This is a genomic window from Paenibacillus dendritiformis (assembly GCF_945605565.1).
Taxonomy (GTDB): domain Bacteria; phylum Bacillota; class Bacilli; order Paenibacillales; family Paenibacillaceae; genus Paenibacillus_B; species Paenibacillus_B dendritiformis_A.
Genome location: NZ_OX216966.1, coordinates 3,263,835 through 3,285,630 on the forward strand (window position 1 = coordinate 3,263,835; position 21,796 = coordinate 3,285,630).

The 21,796-nt window shown below is 55.7% G+C and carries 18 protein-coding genes and 1 other annotated feature; of the genes, 16 read left to right on the forward strand and 2 right to left on the reverse strand.

Features of this window, described 5'->3' with window-relative positions; translation table 11 throughout:
- The first annotated feature begins 84 nt into the window (after nucleotides 1–84).
- Both NNL35_RS14260 and NNL35_RS14265 read left to right on the forward strand, forming a co-directional pair.
- On the forward strand, nucleotides 85–681 hold the full coding sequence (locus NNL35_RS14260) for a xanthine phosphoribosyltransferase (protein WP_254553506.1): 597 nt from the start codon (nucleotides 85–87) through the stop codon (nucleotides 679–681).
- Entirely contained in the window at nucleotides 678–2,027 is a 1,350-nt protein-coding gene (locus tag NNL35_RS14265) for a nucleobase:cation symporter-2 family protein (protein WP_006676350.1), read from the forward strand. The genes NNL35_RS14260 and NNL35_RS14265 overlap by 4 nt, the downstream gene beginning before the upstream one ends.
- A gap of 61 nt (nucleotides 2,028–2,088) precedes the next feature.
- Here NNL35_RS14265 and NNL35_RS14270 read toward each other — a convergent pair whose 3' ends face one another.
- Entirely contained in the window at nucleotides 2,089–2,964 is an 876-nt protein-coding gene (locus NNL35_RS14270) for a DegV family protein (RefSeq protein WP_006676351.1), read from the reverse strand.
- 182 nt (nucleotides 2,965–3,146) lie between these two features.
- On the opposite strand from NNL35_RS14270, the gene NNL35_RS14275 reads away from it, so the two are divergent.
- Entirely contained in the window at nucleotides 3,147–3,335 is a 189-nt protein-coding gene (locus NNL35_RS14275; RefSeq protein ID WP_006676352.1) for a hypothetical protein, read from the forward strand.
- A gap of 243 nt (nucleotides 3,336–3,578) precedes the next feature.
- Here NNL35_RS14275 and NNL35_RS14280 read toward each other — a convergent pair whose 3' ends face one another.
- Nucleotides 3,579–4,217: an NAD(P)-dependent oxidoreductase gene (locus NNL35_RS14280; RefSeq protein WP_006676353.1), complete on the reverse strand. Its 639-nt coding sequence runs from the start codon at nucleotides 4,215–4,217 to the stop codon at nucleotides 3,579–3,581.
- Nucleotides 4,218–4,812: 595 nt separating this feature from the next.
- Between NNL35_RS14280 and NNL35_RS14285 the strand changes: the two genes are divergently transcribed.
- From NNL35_RS14285 to argS, 13 genes are all read left to right on the forward strand, one after another.
- On the forward strand, nucleotides 4,813–5,763 hold the full coding sequence (locus tag NNL35_RS14285; RefSeq protein WP_006676355.1) for an ABC transporter permease: 951 nt from the start codon (nucleotides 4,813–4,815) through the stop codon (nucleotides 5,761–5,763).
- 89 nt (nucleotides 5,764–5,852) lie between these two features.
- Nucleotides 5,853–7,583, forward strand: a complete 1,731-nt coding sequence (locus NNL35_RS14290) for an extracellular solute-binding protein (RefSeq protein ID WP_006676356.1) — start codon at nucleotides 5,853–5,855, stop codon at nucleotides 7,581–7,583.
- A gap of 63 nt (nucleotides 7,584–7,646) precedes the next feature.
- Nucleotides 7,647–8,594 carry a carbohydrate ABC transporter permease gene (locus NNL35_RS14295; RefSeq protein ID WP_006676357.1) on the forward strand — a complete coding sequence of 316 codons (948 nt, stop codon included), beginning with the start codon at nucleotides 7,647–7,649 and terminating at the stop codon, nucleotides 8,592–8,594.
- 23 nt (nucleotides 8,595–8,617) lie between these two features.
- Nucleotides 8,618–9,517 carry a CehA/McbA family metallohydrolase gene (locus NNL35_RS14300; RefSeq protein WP_006676358.1) on the forward strand — a complete coding sequence of 300 codons (900 nt, stop codon included), beginning with the start codon at nucleotides 8,618–8,620 and terminating at the stop codon, nucleotides 9,515–9,517.
- Between the two features lie 43 nt (nucleotides 9,518–9,560).
- The gene (locus NNL35_RS14305; protein ID WP_006676359.1) at nucleotides 9,561–10,568 is read left to right on the forward strand and encodes a LacI family DNA-binding transcriptional regulator; all 1,008 of its coding nucleotides are present in this window, start codon (nucleotides 9,561–9,563) and stop codon (nucleotides 10,566–10,568) included.
- A gap of 80 nt (nucleotides 10,569–10,648) precedes the next feature.
- Nucleotides 10,649–11,581: a carbohydrate kinase family protein gene (locus NNL35_RS14310; protein WP_006676360.1), complete on the forward strand. Its 933-nt coding sequence runs from the start codon at nucleotides 10,649–10,651 to the stop codon at nucleotides 11,579–11,581.
- Between the two features lie 24 nt (nucleotides 11,582–11,605).
- A complete protein-coding gene (locus tag NNL35_RS14315; protein WP_006676361.1) occupies nucleotides 11,606–12,976 on the forward strand; it encodes a family 4 glycosyl hydrolase in 1,371 nt (456 codons plus the stop codon).
- On the forward strand, nucleotides 12,973–15,825 hold the full coding sequence (locus NNL35_RS14320) for an alpha-mannosidase (RefSeq protein WP_006676362.1): 2,853 nt from the start codon (nucleotides 12,973–12,975) through the stop codon (nucleotides 15,823–15,825). The genes NNL35_RS14315 and NNL35_RS14320 overlap by 4 nt, the downstream gene beginning before the upstream one ends.
- A gap of 4 nt (nucleotides 15,826–15,829) precedes the next feature.
- Nucleotides 15,830–16,732 carry a metallophosphoesterase family protein gene (locus tag NNL35_RS14325; RefSeq protein WP_006676363.1) on the forward strand — a complete coding sequence of 301 codons (903 nt, stop codon included), beginning with the start codon at nucleotides 15,830–15,832 and terminating at the stop codon, nucleotides 16,730–16,732.
- Entirely contained in the window at nucleotides 16,729–18,159 is a 1,431-nt protein-coding gene (locus NNL35_RS14330; RefSeq protein ID WP_006676364.1) for a leucyl aminopeptidase family protein, read from the forward strand. The genes NNL35_RS14325 and NNL35_RS14330 overlap by 4 nt, the downstream gene beginning before the upstream one ends.
- 117 nt (nucleotides 18,160–18,276) lie before the next feature.
- Nucleotides 18,277–18,939: an HAD family hydrolase gene (locus NNL35_RS14335; RefSeq protein ID WP_006676365.1), complete on the forward strand. Its 663-nt coding sequence runs from the start codon at nucleotides 18,277–18,279 to the stop codon at nucleotides 18,937–18,939.
- 15 nt (nucleotides 18,940–18,954) lie between these two features.
- Nucleotides 18,955–19,680 carry a glycerophosphodiester phosphodiesterase gene (locus NNL35_RS14340; RefSeq protein ID WP_006676366.1) on the forward strand — a complete coding sequence of 242 codons (726 nt, stop codon included), beginning with the start codon at nucleotides 18,955–18,957 and terminating at the stop codon, nucleotides 19,678–19,680.
- Between the two features lie 93 nt (nucleotides 19,681–19,773).
- Nucleotides 19,774–20,029 (forward strand) — a binding site (T-box leader).
- 50 nt (nucleotides 20,030–20,079) lie between these two features.
- Nucleotides 20,080–21,792 carry an arginine--tRNA ligase gene (gene argS, locus NNL35_RS14345; protein WP_006676367.1) on the forward strand — a complete coding sequence of 571 codons (1,713 nt, stop codon included), beginning with the start codon at nucleotides 20,080–20,082 and terminating at the stop codon, nucleotides 21,790–21,792.
- The last annotated feature ends 4 nt before the right edge of the window (nucleotides 21,793–21,796 follow it).

Below are 21,796 nucleotides of genomic sequence, written 5' to 3' on the forward strand. Positions count from 1 at the left end.
GGCGCGGGCTTTTTTGTCATTGCAGGGTGCATCAAATGCGGAAAAGATGGACAGGCTGCCAATATCGAAAGGGGAACATGAACAGTGAAACGGCTTCAGGACAAAGTGCTGCAAGAGGGATTGGTGCTAAGTGACCGCGTGCTCAAGGTGGATTCTTTCTTGAACCATCAGATGGATCCGGTGCTTATGAAGGAAATCGGGGAAGAATTCGTGAAGTGCTACGACGGCGAGCGGATTACGAAGGTGCTGACGATCGAATCATCCGGCATCGCGCCCGGCTTAATGACGGCACTGGTGCTCAATGTGCCGCTCATCTTCGCGAGAAAGCAGAAGTCGCTGACGCTGCGAGACGATATTTTTGTCGAGAAGGTATACTCCTTCACGAAGCAAGAGACGAATGAAGTGACCGTCTCCAAAAAATTCCTCTCGCCGGACGATCGCGTGCTCATCATCGATGATTTCCTCGCGAACGGCGAAGCGGCATCCGGCCTGGCCCGCATCGTCGAGCAAGCCGGTGCGGCTGTCGTCGGCTTCGGCATCGTCATTGAGAAGTCGTTCCAGCCGGGCCGCGATCATCTGCTGGCTGCCGGCTATCGCGTCGAATCGCTGGTCCGCGTCGCCTCGCTAGAGGACGGAACTGTGACCTTCGTCGATGAGGCGCAGGAGGTGGCCGCCGAATGAGCATGGTGGACAACAAGGTGTTCCAAAAGCACCGCCACCCGTTGAAGACCTTCTCGCTCGGCCTCCAGCATGTTCTGGCGATGTACGCTGGCGCGGTCATCGTGCCGCTGATCGTCAGCAGCCAGCTCGGCTTCACCCAGGAACAGACAACCTATCTCGTCGCGATCGATTTGCTTATGTGCGGCATCGCGACGCTGCTGCAAGTCTTTACGAACCGCTTCTTCGGAATTGGGATGCCGGTCGTCCTCGGCTGCGCCTTCCAGGCAGTCATGCCGATGATCGCTATCGGTTCAGAGTATGACATACCGTATATATACGGGTCAATATTGGCGATGGGCCTGTTCGTCATTCTGTTCGGCGGATGGTTCGGGAAGATGATTCGCTTCTTCCCACCGGTCGTGACCGGCTCGGTCGTCACCATTATCGGCATTACGCTCATCCCGGTCGCCTTCGGCAATCTGGGCGGCGGACAGGGAAGTCCGGACTTCGGCAGCCCGGACAATCTGATGCTAGGGTTCGGCGTTCTAATCTTTATCGTGCTGCTTAATAAATTTTCAAAAGGCTTCATGCGCGCGATCTCGGTCTTGATCGGCCTGCTGATCGGAACGTTGGCCGCGGCCCTGATGGGCAAGGTCGATATTGCCCCTGTGCTGGACGCAAGCTGGTTCCATGCCGTGCAGCCATTTTATTTCGGAATGCCGAAGTTCAATCCGACGGCGATATTGACGATGATTATCGTCGCTATGGTCGGCATCGCCGAGTCGACCGGGGTATTCATGGCCTTGAGCAAGATTGTGGACCGCGATATTGATTCGAAAGACCTGGCCCGCGGCTATCGGGCCGAAGGATTGGCCATCTTCATCGGGGGACTGTTCAATGCGTTCCCGTACACGACCTTCTCGCAAAATGTCGGCCTCATCCAGATGAGCCGCGTCAAGACGCGGGACGTCATCGTTGTCGCGGGCGGCCTGCTCATGCTGCTCGGCTTCGTGCCGAAAATCGCCGCGCTTACGCTGCTCATTCCCGATTCGGTGCTGGGCGGGGCAATGGTCGCGATGTTCGGCATGGTCATCTCCAGCGGTCTGCGCATGATCGGTTCCCAAGTCGATCTGAACCGGCACGAGAATCTGTTCGTCATCGCGTGCTCGGTCGGGATGGGGCTTGGCGTCACGGCTGTGCCGGGCATCTTCGACAGCTTGCCTGACACGGTGCGGATTCTGACCGATAACGGGATCGTAGCAGGGACGTTCACTGCGCTCGTCATGAATCTGCTGTTCAATGGCGTGAAGCCGGAGACGGCGGAGGCGAAGACGCAGGAGTCCGATGAGGAGACGATTGTCGCCTGAAGCTGATCTCATAAAGCTAAGCCCCGCTTCCTTCCGGAGCGGGGCTGCTCTTATTGCCGGGTTAATCAGCTTCCGTATAGGCGCGGCTGCGGAAGAACAGGGCGAGCGTGCCCGGACCGGAATGGGCGCCGATCGCGCAGCCGATCGAGCCGGTCATGATGTTATGCATGCCGAACTTTTCGTTGATGATTTGCTTCAGCATCTCCATCGCTTCCGTGTCGTCGCCATGGGCGATGCCGATCAACTGATCCTTGTCATTCAGATTGGCGCGCTGCTCCATCAGGTCGGCCAGCCGCTGAATCGATTTCTTCCTTCCTCTGACCTTGTCTACAGGGATAAGCTTGCCATCCTCCACATGCAGCACCGGCTTGATGTTCAGCAAGCCCCCGATCACGGCGGAAGATTTGCTTACCCGTCCCCCGCGGTACAAATATTCCAGATCATCAACGGTGAATACATGCTCCAGCCCCGCGGCCAAGGCGCGCACCTTGGACACGAGACGCTCGCGGGACATGCCCTCGGCCGCCCAGCGGGCAGCTTGTTCGACGACGAGACCGAAGCCCATGGAGGCGCATTTGGAATCGATGATATCTATCGCTGCGTCAGGATAATCATCCTTCACCATGTCGAGCATCATTCGTGACGATGCGTATGTACCCGATAACTCGGAAGAGAAGGCAATGTAGATTGCTTCTTCACCGGATTCCGCGATGGCCGTGAAGGTCTGCTGGAACCGCTCCATTGGAACTTGGGACGTCTTGTACACCTGCCCCTGGCGCATGCCATCGAACATTTGCTTCGGTTGTATAGTAACGCCGTCGTCGTATTGATTCTGATCAAGAGTTACGATTATCGGCAGCACTGTGATGTTCAGCTCCTCGACGACGGACCGGGGAAGGTCGATCGCGCTGTCTGTAAGGATACGAACTTGATTCATGAGCATACCTCTCCTTAACAAGCTTTTTCTTTTATCATACCATGTCTTGGCCCGATTCGATGCGAAAAATGCGCGCCGCCGAATTCCTGCGGCATATTTGGCGCTTGTGAGTCATACCCGTAAAGGAACCGGTTGCGGGGTGTCCTCGCGCGGAGCATGAGGAAGGGAAGGTGAGTGGGAGCATGGCGAAAAATAAACGGGGAAAATCGCTGTGGAAGATGCCGGCGCGCGGGAGAGGAACCTGTCCCGTCTGTGCCAGCACGCGAATCAAACTGCTTTACAGCCGGACGAAGTCCGACGGGCAGACATTGAAGGTATGCAAAAAATGCTATCAGGCCGTCCAGGAAAGGATTGACGCTTGCACCGGCTGAAGGCTGAAGGCGCGCAATGGCAATGAGGCAATGCGAACCATGGATAATGCTCGGAAGCGCGCGGAGGGGTTGCCTTCCGGGGAAGGAATGCTTCCTGGCGGCGCTTAACCTCATTCTCCCCTCGACTCAGCCTGAAGCGGCGCGAGGGGAAGAGCAGGAGCGGCGGAATTCATCGGACTTCCGCTGCCTCTGTCCTATCTGGACAGGCTCCCTGGAACAGGTAGACCGCCCGTCCGAGGCTCATCAATGCGAGATGAAAGGCGCTTGTCTTATCCATGCGGGCTCCTCTAGCTCGCGGATGAGAAAAGTCGCTATATCGGAGTTCGTTATCGATAGCCCGGGCATATCATACAGATTGACTTTGATATGGCCTTTGCAGGGTCCTTCCTTGACGAACGGCAAGCGAATAAGCGACCAATCGATTTGCCGATTCTGCAGGAGGATGTGCAACTCTTTGCGCTTATCCGACATCAACCGGGGAAACAACAGATCGAACGCCCGGGCTCCGATCCGGTTGGTGAGGCGCTTCTTGTCTCCCGGAACGTCAAGCGAGCCCCCGCTGACTCCGATGTAGCGCCGTATCCCGTATTCCTGCATTACATGAAGAAGCTGCGAAGTAACGAGACTATAGATGGGCTCGGCCCTCACAGGCTGCCCCAATGTATTGATGACGGCTTGACAACCTTCCAGCAGCTCGCGAACCGACTGGATGTCCTGCGCGTCTCCCTGCCTGATTTCGATTTGCTTATCCGCTGAAGGCATGTTGGCAGCCCGTCTTGTCAGCATCCGTACATGATACCCTTTTTCCGCCGCAGTTCGCGCAATATGGCGCCCGGCCGTTCCGTTACCGCCGATCAATGCGATGCTTCGAATCTGTTCCATAATCCCTCCCTGCCGGACTCTGTTTTCAGTTTCAAGTCCATCAGAATATGTTGCTTACTTCTATAGTTGGTTACGTCTATGGTAAATAGGTACGATCCTGCGGGCGGAAGGTTCCGGTAATTTCGGCGGGCCTATGAGATCCGGCAGCGTCGTCCATCCCTTAATGGTTTACAGTCAACGGATACGCGCCACATAGATTTGTAGCTTGGTCAAACGGCTGCCCTGACCTGACGGGATAGTAAACGTATAGCTGACTGAGCGGGATAGTGAACGTATGGCTGACCAAATGGGATAATGAACAGAAGGCAGAAGGAGGAAGCGCGACAGAGAAGAGGCGCTGAATCAAGGCGGATGAGACGCTCGTTTTTTTTATTGACTATGGAAAGGATTTCAGATAAAATGAGGCAAAGGAAAGCGCTTACGAGGCAGAAAGTAGCAAAATTGTGCTTGGAAACAGAATTAAATAATAGAATCACTCGTTTTTTTTATCATTTTTCTGGAATCGATACCATACGATTTTCGACCGAGAAGATAGATGGAGGTGAGCAGCGCTTATCCAACGACATCCTAGATGATAAGGGAAAGGACTGATGGAATGCACACCGATGTTCACGCGTCCGGAATCCATTCGGGAAGATGGCGGAAGCTGTGGAAAAAGATTTTGCTGCACAAATATTTATATTTCATGCTGCTGCCCTGCATTGTGTACTTTATCATTTTCAATTACATTCCGATGGGCGGCCTTATCCTGGCCTTCAAAGAGTACAAGTTCAATATGGGCATCCTGGGCAGTCCCTGGATTGGCTTTCATTATTTTGAGACATTTTTCAATGACTATCAATTTTGGGCGTTGATTAAAAACACGCTCATCATCAGTTCGCTGAAGCTGTTTGTCGGACTGCCTTTTCCGATTGTATTGGCGCTCATGTTCAACGAAGTGAGACATAAACGGTTTAAAGGCATTGCGCAAAGCATTTCTTATTTGCCTCATTTTATCTCCTGGGTGGTCGTGGTCGGCATGCTGGAGCGCATATTGGCGCCGGACACCGGGCTGCTCAATCAGGCCATCAGCGCTATGGGCGGAGACGGCTCCACCTTTTACCTTATGGAAGGCGATTATTTTTACTCGATCATGTTTTGGAGCTACATATGGAAAGGGATCGGCTGGGAATCGATTATTTATTTGGCGGCCATATCCGGTATCAATCCTGAACTGTATGAAGCCGGTAAAATTGACGGAACGAACAAATGGAACGAAATTTGGAGCATTACGCTTCCCTCGATATTGCCGACGATCGTCATCTTGTTCATTTTGTCGCTTGGCAACATATTATCGGCGGGCTTCGATCAGATTTATCTGTTACGAACACCTGGGAATATGCATTTGGCGGAAATATTGGATACGTATATTATTCGCGTCGGCTTGCAGAACGGCCAATTCGGCTATGCGACCGCAGTCGGGATGGTTCAAGGGGTCATTGGCCTGATTCTCGTCATTGTGGCCAATAAAATATCCCGCAAGGTTTCCGACACTTCTTTATGGTAACGTTACCAGAATCCACGGCTTGCTATGCATCATATGAACGGCGCCGAAAGGCGTTTTTCATAAATCGATTCTACAAAAGGGGTGTGGGCATGAAAAGAAAGTGGGGAAAGTGGACGGCATTATTGCTTGCGATCATCATGTTGTTAAGCGCTTGCAGCGGAGGAGGGAGTGGCAGCAAGTCGGCGGAAGGAGACAGCTCAGCGGATGGGGATAAGGGAGAAAAGCCGGCCACCTGGATCGCGGACCGCACGATTAAAGGGCGGATTTTCATGAACGGCGTCATGAATGATATTTCCCAGAATCAGATTGATAACGAGGTAGCCAAAAAGATAAAAGAACTGACCGGCATTACGCTGGAATGGGAAAACACGCCAGCGAACAGTTCCCTCGAAGGATTGACGGCCGGGCTGGCCACCGGAGATTTGCCGGATGTCATCGTCAGCTATTTGAATCACAGCGGCCGGCCGGAAATGCCGGTTCTGCTCAAGGCGGCGCGTGAAGGGATGTTTACGGACTTATCGCCTTACTTGAAGGATACGAAGATTTACAGCAAATATTTCGAAGACGGCTATTTACCGGTCGATACGAAAAACGGCGTCATGTTCCGCCCGGAATTCAACGGCTCAACATATTTCGTGCATATGCGGATCAACCGCGAGGGCGGACAGGAAACCCGGAAATGGGTCGGGGGCCCGCATATCCGCAAAGATATTGCGGAAGCGCTGAATGTGGATCCGAAGTCGATTACGACCTCCGAGCAATTGTATGAGCTGGCGAAAAAAATAAAAGCCGGCAACTTCAAAGACGCGAACGGCAAAGATGTGTACCCGATCGGGCCTCGCTACTGGGGCGGCAATGACAACAGCTATCTCTACTCCGATCTGTGGTGGGGGGATGAAGGATTTTTCCGGGACAGCGACGGCGCGATCAAGCACGAGAGCCAGACGGAGTACTCGATGAAGCGGATCGAATTCGTCCAGAAGCTGCTCAATGAAGGCTTGATTCATCCCGAGTATTATACGATGGACGAGACGCGCGCGACGGAAGGGGCGCTGAACGGCTCGTTCGCCATTATTTCCGATATGCACAACTACCTGGAGTTCAATAAAGATATGCATTACTTGCCGCTCGGTCCGTTGGACAGCGTGGAGGGTCCGTATCAGATGAGATTGACTTATAAATCCGGCTACAACATCTGGGCGATCCCGTCTACGACGGAACGGCCGGAGGAGATCGTGAAGTTCGCCGATTTCCTGGCCAGCCGAGAAGGCAAGCTATTGTGGCAGTACGGGATCGAAGGCCGCGATTACACGCTGGACGAGAACGGCAATCCGATCGTGAAGCAGGAAGTCATCGATCTGAAGAAGGAGGATCCGAAGGCCGCGCAGCAGCTTGCCTTCCAGGGCGTTGGCGACACATGGGGCGAATACCTCGGCAATACGGATCTTGATCCGGTAGCTGACTTCGGCGAAGCGGAATATGGAAACGCCGCATTCCCGGCAGAAAATGAAGGCCCGAACAACATCGCTGATTATTTCGGCTGGGACGAGAAATATAAAAACGCCAAAATCCAGGACGGCTACGGTCCGCTCTCCTTCCTGGGCGAATATGAAAAGGGAACCGAGTTGAAAACGGCATTGGACTACTATAATGAGAGCTTAATCCGGGCGTATTATTCGAAGTCGACCGCTGAAGCGGCCAAAATTATGGAGTCCGTGAAGAAGCAGCTGGAGGCGGCCGATCTGCAAGGCTATATTCAACTGCTGGAGCAAAAGAGCAAGGATCCGGCCACGCCAATCGTGCTGAGCCCTTCGCAGTAAACGGCACGCAAACACAAGAACCGCAGAGGCTCTTCTCCCTGGCGGACGGGAGCTTCTGCGGGGATGTATTCCCGCCGAATTCATCAGGAAAGGGGAACGACTGTGAACGAGTTCTACAAAGTTTCTACAGGCGAAAAAATATACCGCATCGTCATCTATGTCGTCATCATCTTGTTATGCCTGTCGATTATCCTTCCGTTTCTCAATATATTTGCGCTGTCGTTCAATGCGGGGAAAGATGCGGAACGAGGAGGCATTTTTTTCTGGCCACGAGTATGGACGCTGGAGAATTATCAAGAGGTATTCAGCTCGTCTAATATTTTGGGCGCGTACGCGATCACGCTTTTCAGGACGGTTGTGGGCACCTTCTTCAGCGTGTTCCTGACGGCGATGGCCGCCTATACCTTGAAGAGCAAGACACTTCCGGGGGTCAAATTTTTTACGTTGATGATTTTCTTCACCATGCTGTTCAGCGGCGGCGTCATTCCGTACTATATGCTGTTGAAGCAGCTTCATCTTGTCAATACGATTTGGGTCTATGTCATCCCCGGGTTGTACAGCGCGTGGAATATTATCATTATGAGGACGTTCTTCTCGCAAATCAGCGTCAGTCTGGAAGAGTCCGCGAAGCTGGACGGCTGCAACGATTTTACGACCTTCATCCGCATTATTATGCCGCTCAGCAAGCCGGTCATAGCGGTAATCAGTCTGTTCAACGCGGTTGGCCATTGGAATGATTGGTTCACCGGCGCGTTCTATGTCCAAAAGACGAATCTGCGGCCGGTATCGACGCTTCTGCAAGAGATGCTGACGAGGCAAGACGCGATTCGCGCCGCATTGATGCAAAACGCGGGCACGACCTCGTATGAGATTTTGGAGAAGATGCAGGTGACGGGCAATTCCTTGAAGATGGCTACCATTATCGTTGTCGTCACGCCGATTATTTGCGTGTATCCGTTTGTGCAGAAGTTTTTTGCCGAAGGCGTCATGATCGGATCGGTCAAAGAATAAGGGAGAAAGCGAGGCTGTTCACCGTGATAACGATCAAAAATCCATATGACAAGCAAGGGGTATGGCTGAAAGGCAGCTTTCATAATCATACGACCAACAGCCAATGCGGCACGCAGCCGCTTGAAGTCGTCTATCAGATGTACGGGCAGTATGATTATTTGGGCATCTCGGATCATGATGTCATTACGGCTCATGAAGGAGAGCGGCGCATTCCGACGGTATTCGAAGCGATGGAGGTGAGCAGTCCCGAAGCCCATATGCTGCTTGTCGAGCCGCCCCGTTCGATAATGGAAGGCTATCATAATACGTTTACGATCGACAACTATCAGCGTTTGTCCGATGCCTGCCTCGCCAATGGCGGAATCAGCGTTTTGGCGCATCCGAACCGGTATTTCTCGCAATTTTGGCGGTTGGAAGATATGATGAGCCTCACCGGCTATACGGGCATTGAGATTGTGAACGGCGACGGCAACCCGGAGTATGACGTGGCCTTCGACAAGTGGGATCAGCTGCTGACGGCGGGCCGCACCGTATGGGGCTTCGGCAATGATGACTTCCATGTGTACGGTCAGGAGAAGCGCGCCTGGAATATGGTGCTCGCGGAGCGGAATACGAACGATAGCATTTTGGAAGCCGTCAAGGCGGGCAGCTTCTATGTATCTACCGGGTTCGATTTCGCCGGGATCCATGCCGAGGACGGTCTGATTACCGTTGATCTGCCTGCGAACGAGAGATTGAATCGAATATATAAATATGTTACGCTGATTGGAAAAGAAGGCCAAGTATTACATGAAGAAACAGGCCGCCTGAACCGCGTCCAGTACCAATGCAGCGGGGAAGAAGGCTATGTTCGAATCGCGGCATATCTCGAAGGAGGCTATGGAGCGTTCTCCCAACCTTTATTCGTAGAACAACATGCCTAGCAGGAACAATATATATCGTATGGGGTAAAGGAATCGGTGGACTATGGCAGTGCGAATTAAAGACGTGGCCCGGAAAGCGGGCGTATCGGTTACGACCGTATCGCGAGTGTTGAACAATGAGAAGTATGTAACGGATGAATTGAAGCAAAAAGTGCTGGCAGCCATTGAGGAGCTCGATTACAGTCCGAATCATATCGCCAGAAGCCTGGTGCGCCAGAAGACGAACTTAATCGGGGTGATCGTGCCCGATCTCGCGTCCAGCTTCTACTCGACCATTTTGAGCAGCGTGGAGGAAGAGGCGAGCGAGAACGGCTACAATCTGCTTGTCTGCAATATTATCGAAGATATCGACAAGGAATTGAAATACTTAAACGTGTTTCAGGAGATGCGGGTCGAAGGCATCATTATTATGCATGAGAAGATCAATAACGAAATCAAGCAATTTTTAGATAAATCGAATATTCCTGTCATCTTTTCGAGCGTGAAGCCGGTGAACCGGAAGTTCCATTCCGTAATTATCGACGATTACGAGGCTGCCTATGAAGCGACGGAATATTTAATCTCGCTCGGCCACACACGGATTGGGTTCATCGGGGGTGACATGAGGGATATTACGTCCGGTCAAAATCGATACGCCGCGTACCGCAATGCGTTATCCACCTATGAGATTCCGATTGTATATGAATATATCAAATTCGGCGATTACAAGCTTCAGAGCGGATATGCCTTGATGGAGGAGCTGCTGCAATGCGATCCGATGCCGACGGCGGTGTTCGCCGTCAGCGATGACATGGCGCTGGGCGCGATGAACTGCATCAGTGACCACCAGCTGAAGGTGCCGGAGCATATCTCGATTATCGGGTTCGACGGAAGCCCGTTCACGGAGATCATTCGTCCGCGGCTCACTTCGATGGAGCAGCCGATCCAGCGGATGGGCACGGAATCGGTCAAGGCTTTGCTCCGCCTGATCGCGGAACCGTCCAGTCTGAATCAGGATATCATTTTACCGCATGAGCTTGTCATCCGGGACAGCACCCGAAAGATAAAATAATTTTTTTTATTCCGTTCTGGTAACGATACCATATCCAACATGACAACATTCGAAGAGAGGCAGAGATGAGGGGAAGGCTATTGAAAAAATATGACGCAGTCGTCATTGGAGACGCGAATATCGATCTGGTCGTGGTCGGCTGTCACGAGCTGCCGGCTCCAGGAGAGGAAGTATTCGCCGATCAAATGCAGGTCCATGTAGGCGGAGGAGCAGCGCTGTTCACCTTGTCCCTGGCGAAGCTGGGATTGAAGCTGGCCTTCAATGGCGTATTGGGAAAAGACGGCGACGGGCGGTATATTTTGAACGAGTTCCAGAAGCATGGCGTGGATACGCAATATATCCAACTGAGCGAACGGAATCACACCGGCATATCGATTGCGTTGAATTCGGACAAAGACCGCTCGTTCATTACGTATATGGGGACGAACCAAGAACTTGATCTGCGGCAGCTTGATCTGAGAAGCGTCGAGCTGGCAAGGCATGTGCATTTGACCGGATACCGCGGACGCAGCAATCATGACGATTATATGCAGATGGCAGCCAAGCTGAAAGCGATGGGCGTGACGTTGTCCTGCGATGTCGGCTGGGACGATACGGGCGAGTGGTATGAAGGCATCTATGAATTGATGAAGACGGTGGACATCTTTTTCATGAACGAAGCGGAAGCGATGCACTATACCCGCTGTGCTCGCGAAGCGGACAGCATCGCGAAGCTAAGGCAGCATTCCTCGCATTTTGTCATCAAGATGAGCTCCAAAGGAGCGATCGCCTGCATTGACGGCCAGGTGACGCGCCGCGCGGGCTTTCAGGTGAATTCCGTGGACACGACCGGTGCCGGCGACGCTTTCAATGCCGGTTATATGTTCGGTTATTTGGCGGGCAAGCCGGTGAAGGACTGCTTGCTGTACGGCAATGCGTGCGGCGCTTGCTCCGTTACGAATTATGGAGGAAGCACAGGCATTACGAATATCGATACGCTGGAGCAATTCATCGCGGCCGCATCGGCCGGGTAATCCATAGGGCGGGAGGATTTATCTATGAAACTAGCATTAATAGGAGGAGGCGGCGTCCGGGCCGTCTTGTTCACGAAAAGTCTCACCTTAAAGGCACAGCAGACCGGGATTACGCAGCTGGTGCTCCATGACACCGACGAGGAGCAGCTGGCGATTATCGGCAAGCTGTGCCGCATCGTCATCGAGCAGAGCGGCATCGAGCTTCGGCTCGACACGACGATGGATGCCCGCGCGGCGCTGCAAGGAGCGGATTATATCGTCACGACGATCCGCGTCGGGAAGGAGCAATCGCGGTACATCGATGAGAAGATTGCGCTCGATCGCGGACTGCTCGGGCAGGAGACGACCGGACCGGCCGGCTTCTCCATGGCGCTGCGAACGATTCCGGTATTGCGGGATTATTGCGAATTAGCGAAGGAGGTTGCGCCGAACGCGTGGATCTTCAACTTCTCGAATCCTTCCGGTCTGGTGACGCAAGCGTTGAGAAGCTATGGCTATGACCGCGTCGTCGGGATATGCGATACGCCGAGCCATACGAAGCTGCGCATTGCGGAGGCGCTGGGCCTCGATGAACGGAACCTGCGCACCGAAGTGTTCGGCCTGAATCATCTGTCCTGGATCAGCAAGCTGATGGTTGAGGGCAAGGATCTGCTGCCCGAATTGAAGAACGATTCGGCCTTCGGAAACTCGGTCGAGGAATTGAAAATGTTCGATCCCGATTTGCTGCGGGAGCTGCCTTATTTGCCGAATGAGTATTTATATTATTACTACCATCGCGAAAAATCGCTCGCGAACATTCAGCAGGCAGCGATGACGCGCGGACAAATGATTGCGCTGAACAATCAGGCGATGCTGGACGAGCTGAAGCGGATGGATATCGACAGCAATCCGGAGCTGGCCATTCAAACGTATCTGTACTACACGCAAAAGCGGGAAGCGTCCTATATGGCGGCGGAAACGAATTCCGAGGTGAAGGAGATGCTGCCGATGGAGGAGTTGACGCTTCCCGAGACGCTCGGCTATGCGGGCGTCATGCTTGATTTCGTGGAATCGCTGCAGACCGGATGTGAGAACAATATCGTGCTGTCGGTACCGAACGAGGGGGCAATCGCCGGCTTCGCGGATGACGATGTTGTCGAGGTGTCGTGCACGATTGACAAGGACGGGGCTCATCCGGTCCGGATCGGCGCCGTTCCCGAAGATATGCATCTGTTGATGAAATCGGTGAAGCTGTTCGAACGGCTGACGGTGGAGGCGGTCGCGAAGAAATCGCGAAGTCTGGCCGTGAAAGCGCTATCGGTTCACCCGCTGGTGAATTCCTATTCTCTGGCGAAGGAGCTTGTAGACGATTACTTGGAAGCTTATCGCGATACGTTAGGAGAATGGAACCAATGAATACGAACGAACTTCATGGCAAGCTGACGGCATTGAAGGAGAGAACTCCCTCGGGTTACTGGGGACAACGAATCGTATCGCAACTGGAGTATATGAACCGCGTCTCCCTCGTTCAGGATCGCCAGTGGGACTCGGCCCTGCTCCCTGTCGTTGAATGGCTCCATGCCCGCCTCGATGACGAGGGCGTCATCGCGGAGCGGACCGCGCGCGAGGCGGAGAGCATGCTGGCCGCCTGCGGGCCGGCTGCCAAGAGCTATACGCTGCATTGCGCCGCCCATGCGCATCTCGACATGAACTTCCTGTGGGGCTGGGCGGAGACGGTATCCGCGACGCTGAACACGTTCCGCACGATGCTCGATCTGCTGGAAGAGTATCCGGACTACATCTTCTCTCATTCGCAGGCGGCCGCTTATCAGATCGTGGAGCAATACGATCCCGAGATGCTGGAGGAGATTAAGGCCCGGGTCAAGGAGGGGCGGTGGGAGGTCACCGCTTCCACCTGGGTCGAAGCGGACAAGAACATGCCGAACGGCGAGAGTATGGCCAGACAACTGCTGTATGCCAAAACGTATCTGTCCGGCCTGTTCGGTCTCGATCCGGACAGCCTGCAGATCGATTTCGAGCCGGACACGTTCGGGCACAGCATCCATGTTCCGGAAGCGCTGCATCATGCCGGCGTGAAGTATTACTATTATTGCCGGGGCCACAACGATAACGGCCACCCGCTGTTCCGGTGGGAGTCTCCCTCGGGCCGGTCCGTCATCGCCTACAAAGAGCCGCATTGGTATGATTCCCGCATCGAGCCGGAGATGGCGCTCACGGTGCCGGAGTTCTGCGCGAAGACGAAGATGACGACGATGCTGAAGGTGTACGGCGTCGGCGATCATGGCGGCGGACCGACGCGCCGCGACATCGAACGGATATTGGATATGCAGACCTGGCCGATTTTCCCGAAGATCGAGTTTGGAACATACCGCGACTTTTTTGCTTTGACGGAGCTGGTAGCGGACAGCTTGCCGGTCATTCGCGATGAGCTGAATTTTATATTTACCGGGTGCTATAGCTCGGAATCGAGAATCAAGCTGGCGAACCGGGTGTCGGAACGGCTGCTCGGCGAAGCGGAACTGTTCGGCAGCATCGCTTCTTTATATGCACGGGCCCGCTATTTCGGAGAGGAACTCGGGGAGGCCTGGAAGCAAGCCTGCTTCAATCAATTTCATGATATTTTGCCGGGCTCATGTGTGGTGGAGACGAGAGAACATGCGATGGCTTCGTTCCAGGAGATTATGGCGACGGCCGGGAGCAAGAAAAGCTACGCTATCCGCAAGCTTGCCGAGCTCATCGATACGTCGGCGCATATTGTCGCCGATGAAGATGTGCGCGAGAGCATGTCCGAAGGAGCCGGTCCCGGGGTTGGCGTCCATTTGTTCCGGATGGGGGCGAGCGAGCGCGGCCGCGGAAAGACGCGCATCTTCCATCTGTTCAATTCCTCCGTCCGCGATCGCGAAGAGCTGACGGACATTGTGATCTGGGATTGGAACGGCCATGTGGACAGCATTCAGTTCCATGACAGCGAAGGGCGGAGCGTTCCGTTTCAATATATTGACAGAGGCTTCATCGAGCATTGGGGCCATTACTTTTTGCGGGTGCTGCTGAAGGTGAACGTACCCGCCATCGGCTACAGCACGTACGTCATGACCGAGAAGGACGGCGATATGAAGCGGTTGTCCGCCAATGATTTTTATTTGGCCGGGCAGAATCTGCCGCCGAATGAGAAGTACGAATTCGTGCTGGAGAACGAACATATTGCCGTCCGGTTCGATCCGCGGCAATTCACGATCGCTTCGCTGATCGACAAGCGCACGAACCGCGAATATGCCGATCCAGCGGAACCGGCGGGAGTGTTCCGCTTCGTGGAGGAGGATACGTTCAACGGGGGCGGGAATGCCTGGCTCGTCGGCAGATACCGCCATGTGGAGCCGCTGGTGAAGTGGACGCTGGACAGTTGCGAGCTTGGCGACCATTTGCTTCGCCAGTCGATTACATTCCGGACGAGCTTCCGGGATTCGACGCTGAAGGCCACCGTGTCGCTGGATCGCGGCAGCCAGGCCTTGGTGTATAACGTCGAATGCGACTGGCATGAGATCGGAAGCAAGGATGGCTTTACGCCCCAACTGAACTTCTATCTGCCGGTGCAATATGACTGCAGGTCTTATCAATATGACGTTCCCTTCGGCACGCTGGAGAGAGAGGGCATCGATTTGGACGTGCCGGCCAACAGCTTCGCCGCGGCCGTTCCGGCGGACAGCGGCATCGATCGCGCGGTCATGCTGCTCGCCGATGCGAAGCATGGCTTCCGGAGCGGCAGCCGCTCGCTGGCGGTCACCCTGCTGCGCGGCTCCTACAGCCCGGATCCGTACCCGGAGATCGGCAAGCATCAGTTCCGGTTCGCCGTCGGGCTGACCGATTATCACGATACGCAGCAGATGCTGGAGCAGTCGTATCATTTTCAGCATCCGCTCGAAGCCGTATCCGTCCGCGCCCGCAAGGGGACGCTGCCGCAGACGGGCAGCTTCGTCACGCTGGAGCGGGGACAGGTGGCGCTGTCTGCGATTAAGATGGCGGAGGGTACCACGGCGAACCGTTGGATCGTGCGCCTGTATGAGACGGACGGCGAACGGACGAGCGTCACGCTTGCGTTCGGGCAGCCGGTGAGAAAAGCTTATTTTGTATCGATCGTCGAGCAGCCGAGCGATGGACCGGACATTGCCGTCCACGGCAGCAAAATTACATTCGATGTCGGCGCAGCCGCGATGGCGACCGTATGCGTTGAATTCGAGGGGAGATAAGGGCATGGCGAACCATTTATCATTTCAGGAAGACGGCACGTTCAAAATATTGCAATTCACCGACGTTCATATCGGCGATGGCACGGATGGAGCGGAGCAAGATCGGCAGTCCATCGTCTTGATGGAGCGGCTAATCGAGCAGGAGCAGCCCGATCTTATCGTGTACACGGGAGATCTGTGCTGGAGCCACGGCGTGGACGATCCGAGAAAAGGCCTGCGCCTAGCTATTTCACCCGCCGTGCGCTCCGGCCTTCCATGGGCTGCCGTGTTCGGCAATCATGACGCGGAAGGAAGCGTAACCCGCGAGCAGTTAATGGACGTGATGCGGGAGAGCGCCACATGCCTGGCCGAGCCGGGACCGGCCGAACTAAGCGGGGTCGGCAATTACGCGCTGCCTGTTCACGGTTCAACCGGGGGTAAGGAGGCGGCGATGCTGTATTTTCTCGATTCCGGCGGCGAAGCGCCGGAGCATATCGGCGGGTATGAATGGATTCACAGCGATCAGGTGGAATGGTACGCGCAGGTATCGAGAGAGACGACGAAGCGCAGCGGAGCGCCGCTGCCATCCTTGGCCTTCTTCCATATTCCGCTGCCGGAATATGACGAGGTGTGGCGCGCCGGGAATATCAGCGGCAATAAATTTGAACGGGTATGCGCGCCCAAATTAAACTCCGGCCTGTTCGCGAAAATGGTGGAGATGGGCGATGTGATGGCTGCATTTGTGGGACATGATCACGATAACGATTATGTCGGAGAACTTCATGGCATCTCGCTCTGCTTTGGCCGCACGACGGGCTATAACTGCTACGGCCGCTTGCAGCGGGGCGCGCGGGTCATTGAATTGACGGAAGGCAAGCGCGACTTCCGTACCTGGCTCCGGCTAGACGATGGCACGGTGCAGTCATGAAGTTCACTATAGGCAGCACAGAAGCGGCGCAAGTCATTATCTATCCTATTTTCCTGGAAACGGCGGCCGCGCCCTTTCAATCGCTTCCGCTCCATCATCATATGGGCGAGCGCGGGGCCGTCACCTGGTATTACGACAAGGAGGATGAGCAGCACCTGCTGCTCGCCGGGCTCGGAAGCCGGCAGTCGTTCGAACCGGAGCGTCTGCGCGAGGCTGCCGGGACTGCGGCGCGCGCCGCGGAACAGCACAAGCTGCGCACCGCCGCGGTATGCCTGGACGGGTGCGAGGGCATCGGCGGCATGCGGGAGGCAGTGGCCGCCTGGGTCGAAGGCTGGCTGCTGGGAACGTATGCCTTCGATAAGTATAAATCGCAGCAAGCGGTCCGCTATATGGAGACCGTCCGCTTCGATCTCGAGCCTCAGGCTGGCTGGGAGGAGGCGATTGCCCTTGGGGAGGCGCGCGCCGCGGGCATCGCGTTTGCGCGTGATATCGGCAATGAGCCGGCCAATCAGATGCGGCCGAAGACGCTCGCGGAGCGCGTGGCGGCACGGTTCGCCGCCAGCGGCGTGCAGGTGGCATGCTACGAAGGCGAGGAGCTGGCCGCGCGGCAGATGTGCGGGTTGATCGGCGTCGGTCAAGGAAGCCCCCATCCGCCCGTCCTGATCGAAATGCGCTATTGCACCGATCCGTCCAAGGAGCTTATTGCGCTGGTAGGGAAAGGAATAACCTTCGATACGGGCGGAATCAGCTTGAAGCGGGATCATGATATTAGCGATATGAGAATCGATATGGGCGGGGCGGCCGCCGTCATCGGCGCGATCGAGATTATCCGCCGCAGCGGAGTGCGGGCCAATGTGGCCGCGATCATCCCTGCCGCCGAAAATATGCCGGACGGCAACGCACTGCTGCCGGGAGACGTCTTGACGTATCCGAACGGCGTCTCGGTTCAGGTCGGCAATACCGATTCGGAAGGCCGGCTCGTGTTGGCCGACGCGTTGATACATGCGCATGCGATCGGAGCGAAGGAAGTGGTCGATATGGCGACGCTGACGTATTCCTGCCAGGGCGCGCTCGGCTCGAAGTATGCGGGGATCTGGGGAGACGAGCCGACCGTGTCGACGCTCCGGAGCCTGGGCCGGCTCACGGGGGAGAAGGTATGGGAGCTTCCCCTCGCGGAGGAATATGCGGGCTATTTGGCAAGCGATTATGCGGATATATGCAATATCAGTCGGGTTGGCGAGGCCGGAGCGATTACGGCGGCGTTGTTCCTGCGCCGCTTCGTGGATCCTTCCATGAGATGGGCGCATATTGATATGGCGGCGATGAAGGAGGCCGCGTCCACGGCCGGATATGTCGTTGCCGGCGCCACAGGCTACGGGGCCCGCTTGCTGGCCGAATTTGTGGCGGAGCGTTCGCGCTCGTCGTAAAGCTTGTTCACAGCAACGCACGTCATAGCACAAACACGTCACAGGGAAACACGTTCACAGCAAAGCTCGTTATACTAAAGCTCGTTCACGAGAAGGAGAGACAGGTGGGGAGAAGCGGTGATTAAAGCGATCTTGTTTGATTTTGACGGGCTCATCCTGGATACGGAAACAACCGAATTTATCGCTTTTCAAGAAATATGCAGACAGTATGATTATGAGATGCCCTTGGACGTATGGAGCCAATGGACGGGAGCGACCGATTCGGTGCAGCGCGCTTGTCGCCATCTGGAGCAGGCGATCGGTGCTCCGCTCGATCACGATGTTATTCGGTCCCGTCACGGGGAAGTCTTTCGCGGCATGATCGCTACGGCAGACTTATTGCCGGGCGTCGTCGAGAAGCTGGAGGAGGGCAAGCGGCGCGGGCTCCGGATCGGATTGGCGACCAGCGCCCATTATGATTGGGCCGTCGGCTATGTGAAGAAGTACGGGCTGCTGGATTATTTCGATTGTATTCGCACGAAGGAAGACGTGATCCGCTCCAAGCCGGATCCCCAAATCTATCGCGAGGCCCTGGCCGGGCTGAGCATCGAGCCGCAGGAGGCGATCACGTTCGAGGATTCGCTGTTCGGGCTGCAGGCCGCCAAAGCCGCGGGCGTCTATTGCGTTGTCGTGCCGAATGCGCTCACGCAAGCTTTTACGTTCGAGCAAGCCGATTTGCGGCTGCAGTCGCTCCTTGAGATGGATCTGGAGCAGATCATTGCCCGCGTGACTCGGCACTAAAAGGGAGGGGCATCCTTGACACGGAAATTTCCTATGGTTGGCGCGCATACCGGGGGAGGAGCGGCTCCGGACAATACGCTGGAGTCCTTCTGGGAAGGAGTGCAATCGGGCGCCGATATCGTCGAGATCGATCTGAGAGCGGCCGCGGACGGCACCGTCGTCCTGCTGCATGACGCTTCCCCGTTGCTAGGCCAGCATACGTATGAGCAGTTGAACCGGGCGGAGAATCGGATTCAATTAAGCCCTGTCTATGCGCATCGTTGTATCGTGAAGCTCGACGACATTCTCGACATCGCCAAGCAGCGCAGCATCAAGCTCAATCTGGATATCAAAAATGAGGAAACGGTGGCTCCGGCGATGGAATGCGTCCTCCGGCACGGCATGGAGAATCAGGTGTTCGTCACGGGGTGCAGCGCAGGGATTGCAGGAAAATATGACGGCATCCGCGTTGTATATAATACGCCGGATGAGTTAAGCGAAGCGGATATGGCCGATTACGGGGCTTTCGCACAGCGGGTATGCGACGAAGCGCTGCGATGCGGCGCCTACGGCTTGAACATGGATTACCGGACATGCCGCCGGGAGCTGGTTGAAGCGGCGCATGAGCGTCAATTGGCGGTCTGGGTGTATACGGTAAATGCGGCAGATGAATCGAAGCGATATATCGGCATGGGCGTCGATGCAATTACGACACGAGCGCCTCAGGCGCTGCTGGAATTGAAGCCGTCGGCCGGGCGATAACGGGACGGAATGGAACCTGTCCCGCCTATATGTGAACGGAAATGTTGATTTCTCGGCTTGCGCACGATATAATGAACGACATTAACCGCATATCAGAAGACGATGATCGGGAGAGTACCGAACGTGCAGCCGTCAGCAGAGAGCCGGAACAGGTGGAAGCCGGCACGGCAGCGTCAGGGAAGCGGACCCGGGAGTTGAAGGCCTGAACCGAAGCCGCCGCGCAATGTAGCGGAGAGGCGGGAAGTAGGGCATTCCGGCGCAGCCGTTATTCGGGAATAAGGGGAACCAGGCATCAGCATGCCCGGTTCAATGAGAGTGGTACCACGGATCCAATGCCTCCGTCTCTTTGCAGACGGGGGCTTTTTCTATTTTCATGAACATGTAATGGAGGTTGTTGTCATGTTAAAACACGATGCAGCCGAGCTGCTGCAACCATTCGTGCAGTTGCCGATGGAGGAGCTGCTGCGCAGTCTGGAGCTGCCGCCGAAGCCGGAGCTGGGCGACTATGCGTATCCTTGCTTCCCGCTGGCGAAGCAGCGGAGACAGGCCCCGCATCAGATTGCGGCCGAGATCGCGGCGCAGGTGAATGAGCAGGGCCGGGACGGCGTCCGCGCCGAAGCGGCTGGCGGATATGTCAATCTGTTCTTCGAGCCGGCCGTGCAGGGGCCGAGACTGCTCGAGCGCATGCTCCAGCCCGATTATGGACGCTTGCAGACGGGTGCCGGCAAGCGGGTCGTCATTGACATGTCGTCTCCGAATATCGCGAAGCCGTTCGGCATCGGGCATTTGCGCTCTACGGTCATCGGCAATGCGCTGGCCAATCTGTATAAGCAGGCCGGGTATGAGGTGGAGAAGGTGAATCATCTCGGCGATTGGGGCACTCAATTCGGCAAGCTGATCGCGGCTTACAAGCATTGGGGCGATGAAGAGGCGCTGCGCCGCCAGCCGATAGAAGAGAGTCTGAAGCTGTATGTGAAGTTCCATGAGGAAGCGGAGCGGCAGCCGGAGCTGGAGGACGAGGCGCGCGAATGGTTCCGCAAGCTGGAGCAGGGGGATGCGGAGACGCTGGCGTTATGGTCGTATTTCGTCGATGTGAGCATGGAGGAATTCAACCGGGTGTATGGGCGGCTGGGCGTTGAGTTCGATCATGTGCTCGGCGAGAGCTTTTACAATGACAAGATGGGGGCGGTTGTGGAGCGACTGACGGAACTTGGGCTGCTGGAGGAGAGCGACGGCGCTATGGTCGTCCGTCTTGATGAGGAAGGCATGCCGCCTTGTCTTATTCTGAAATCGAACGGCACGACGATCTATCCGACACGCGATCTGGCCACGGCGATCTACCGGAAGGAAGCGATGGGCGCCGACAAGCTGCTGTATGTGGTCGGCGCGGAGCAGCAGCTTCATTTCCGCCAAGTGTACGCGGTGCTGCGTAAGATGGGGTATGCCTGGGCGGAGGATTGCGAGCATGTCGCCTTCGGCTTAATGACCTTCAACGGCAAGAAGATGTCGACGCGAAGAGGCAAGGTCGTCTTTCTGGATGAAGTGCTGAATGAGGCGGTCGGCAAGGCGCTGGCGATTGTCGAGGAGAAGAACCCGCAGTCTCCGGACAAGGAAAGCATCGCGGAGGCGATCGGGGTCGGAGCGATCGTGTTCGGCGATGTGAAGAACAGCCGAATGCTGAGTGTGGACTTCCAGCTCGACGAGGCGCTGCGCTTCGAAGGGGAGACGGCCCCATATATGCAGTACACGTACGCCCGCACGCTGCGACTGCTGGAGAAGGGGCAGGAGATGAACGAGACGGGAGTGCCGGCAGCTGCCGCCGCGCCGCTTCCGGGCCTGCATCTCTCCGGCCCGGAAGCATGGGCTTGCGTGAAGACGCTGTCCCAGTTCGAGGAGACGGTCGCCGCCGCCGTTCAACACAACGAGCCTTCGCTGTTCGTGCGCATGCTCCTGGAAGTGGCGAAGCAGTTCAACCGCTTCTATCACCATGAGCCGATTCTGGTGGATGATCCGGAAGCGAGAAGAGCGAAGCTGGCGCTGACCGCCGCTGTCTCCAGCGTCCTCCGTCAAGGGCTGCACATTATTGGAATTCAGACGCCTGCACGAATATAGCGTT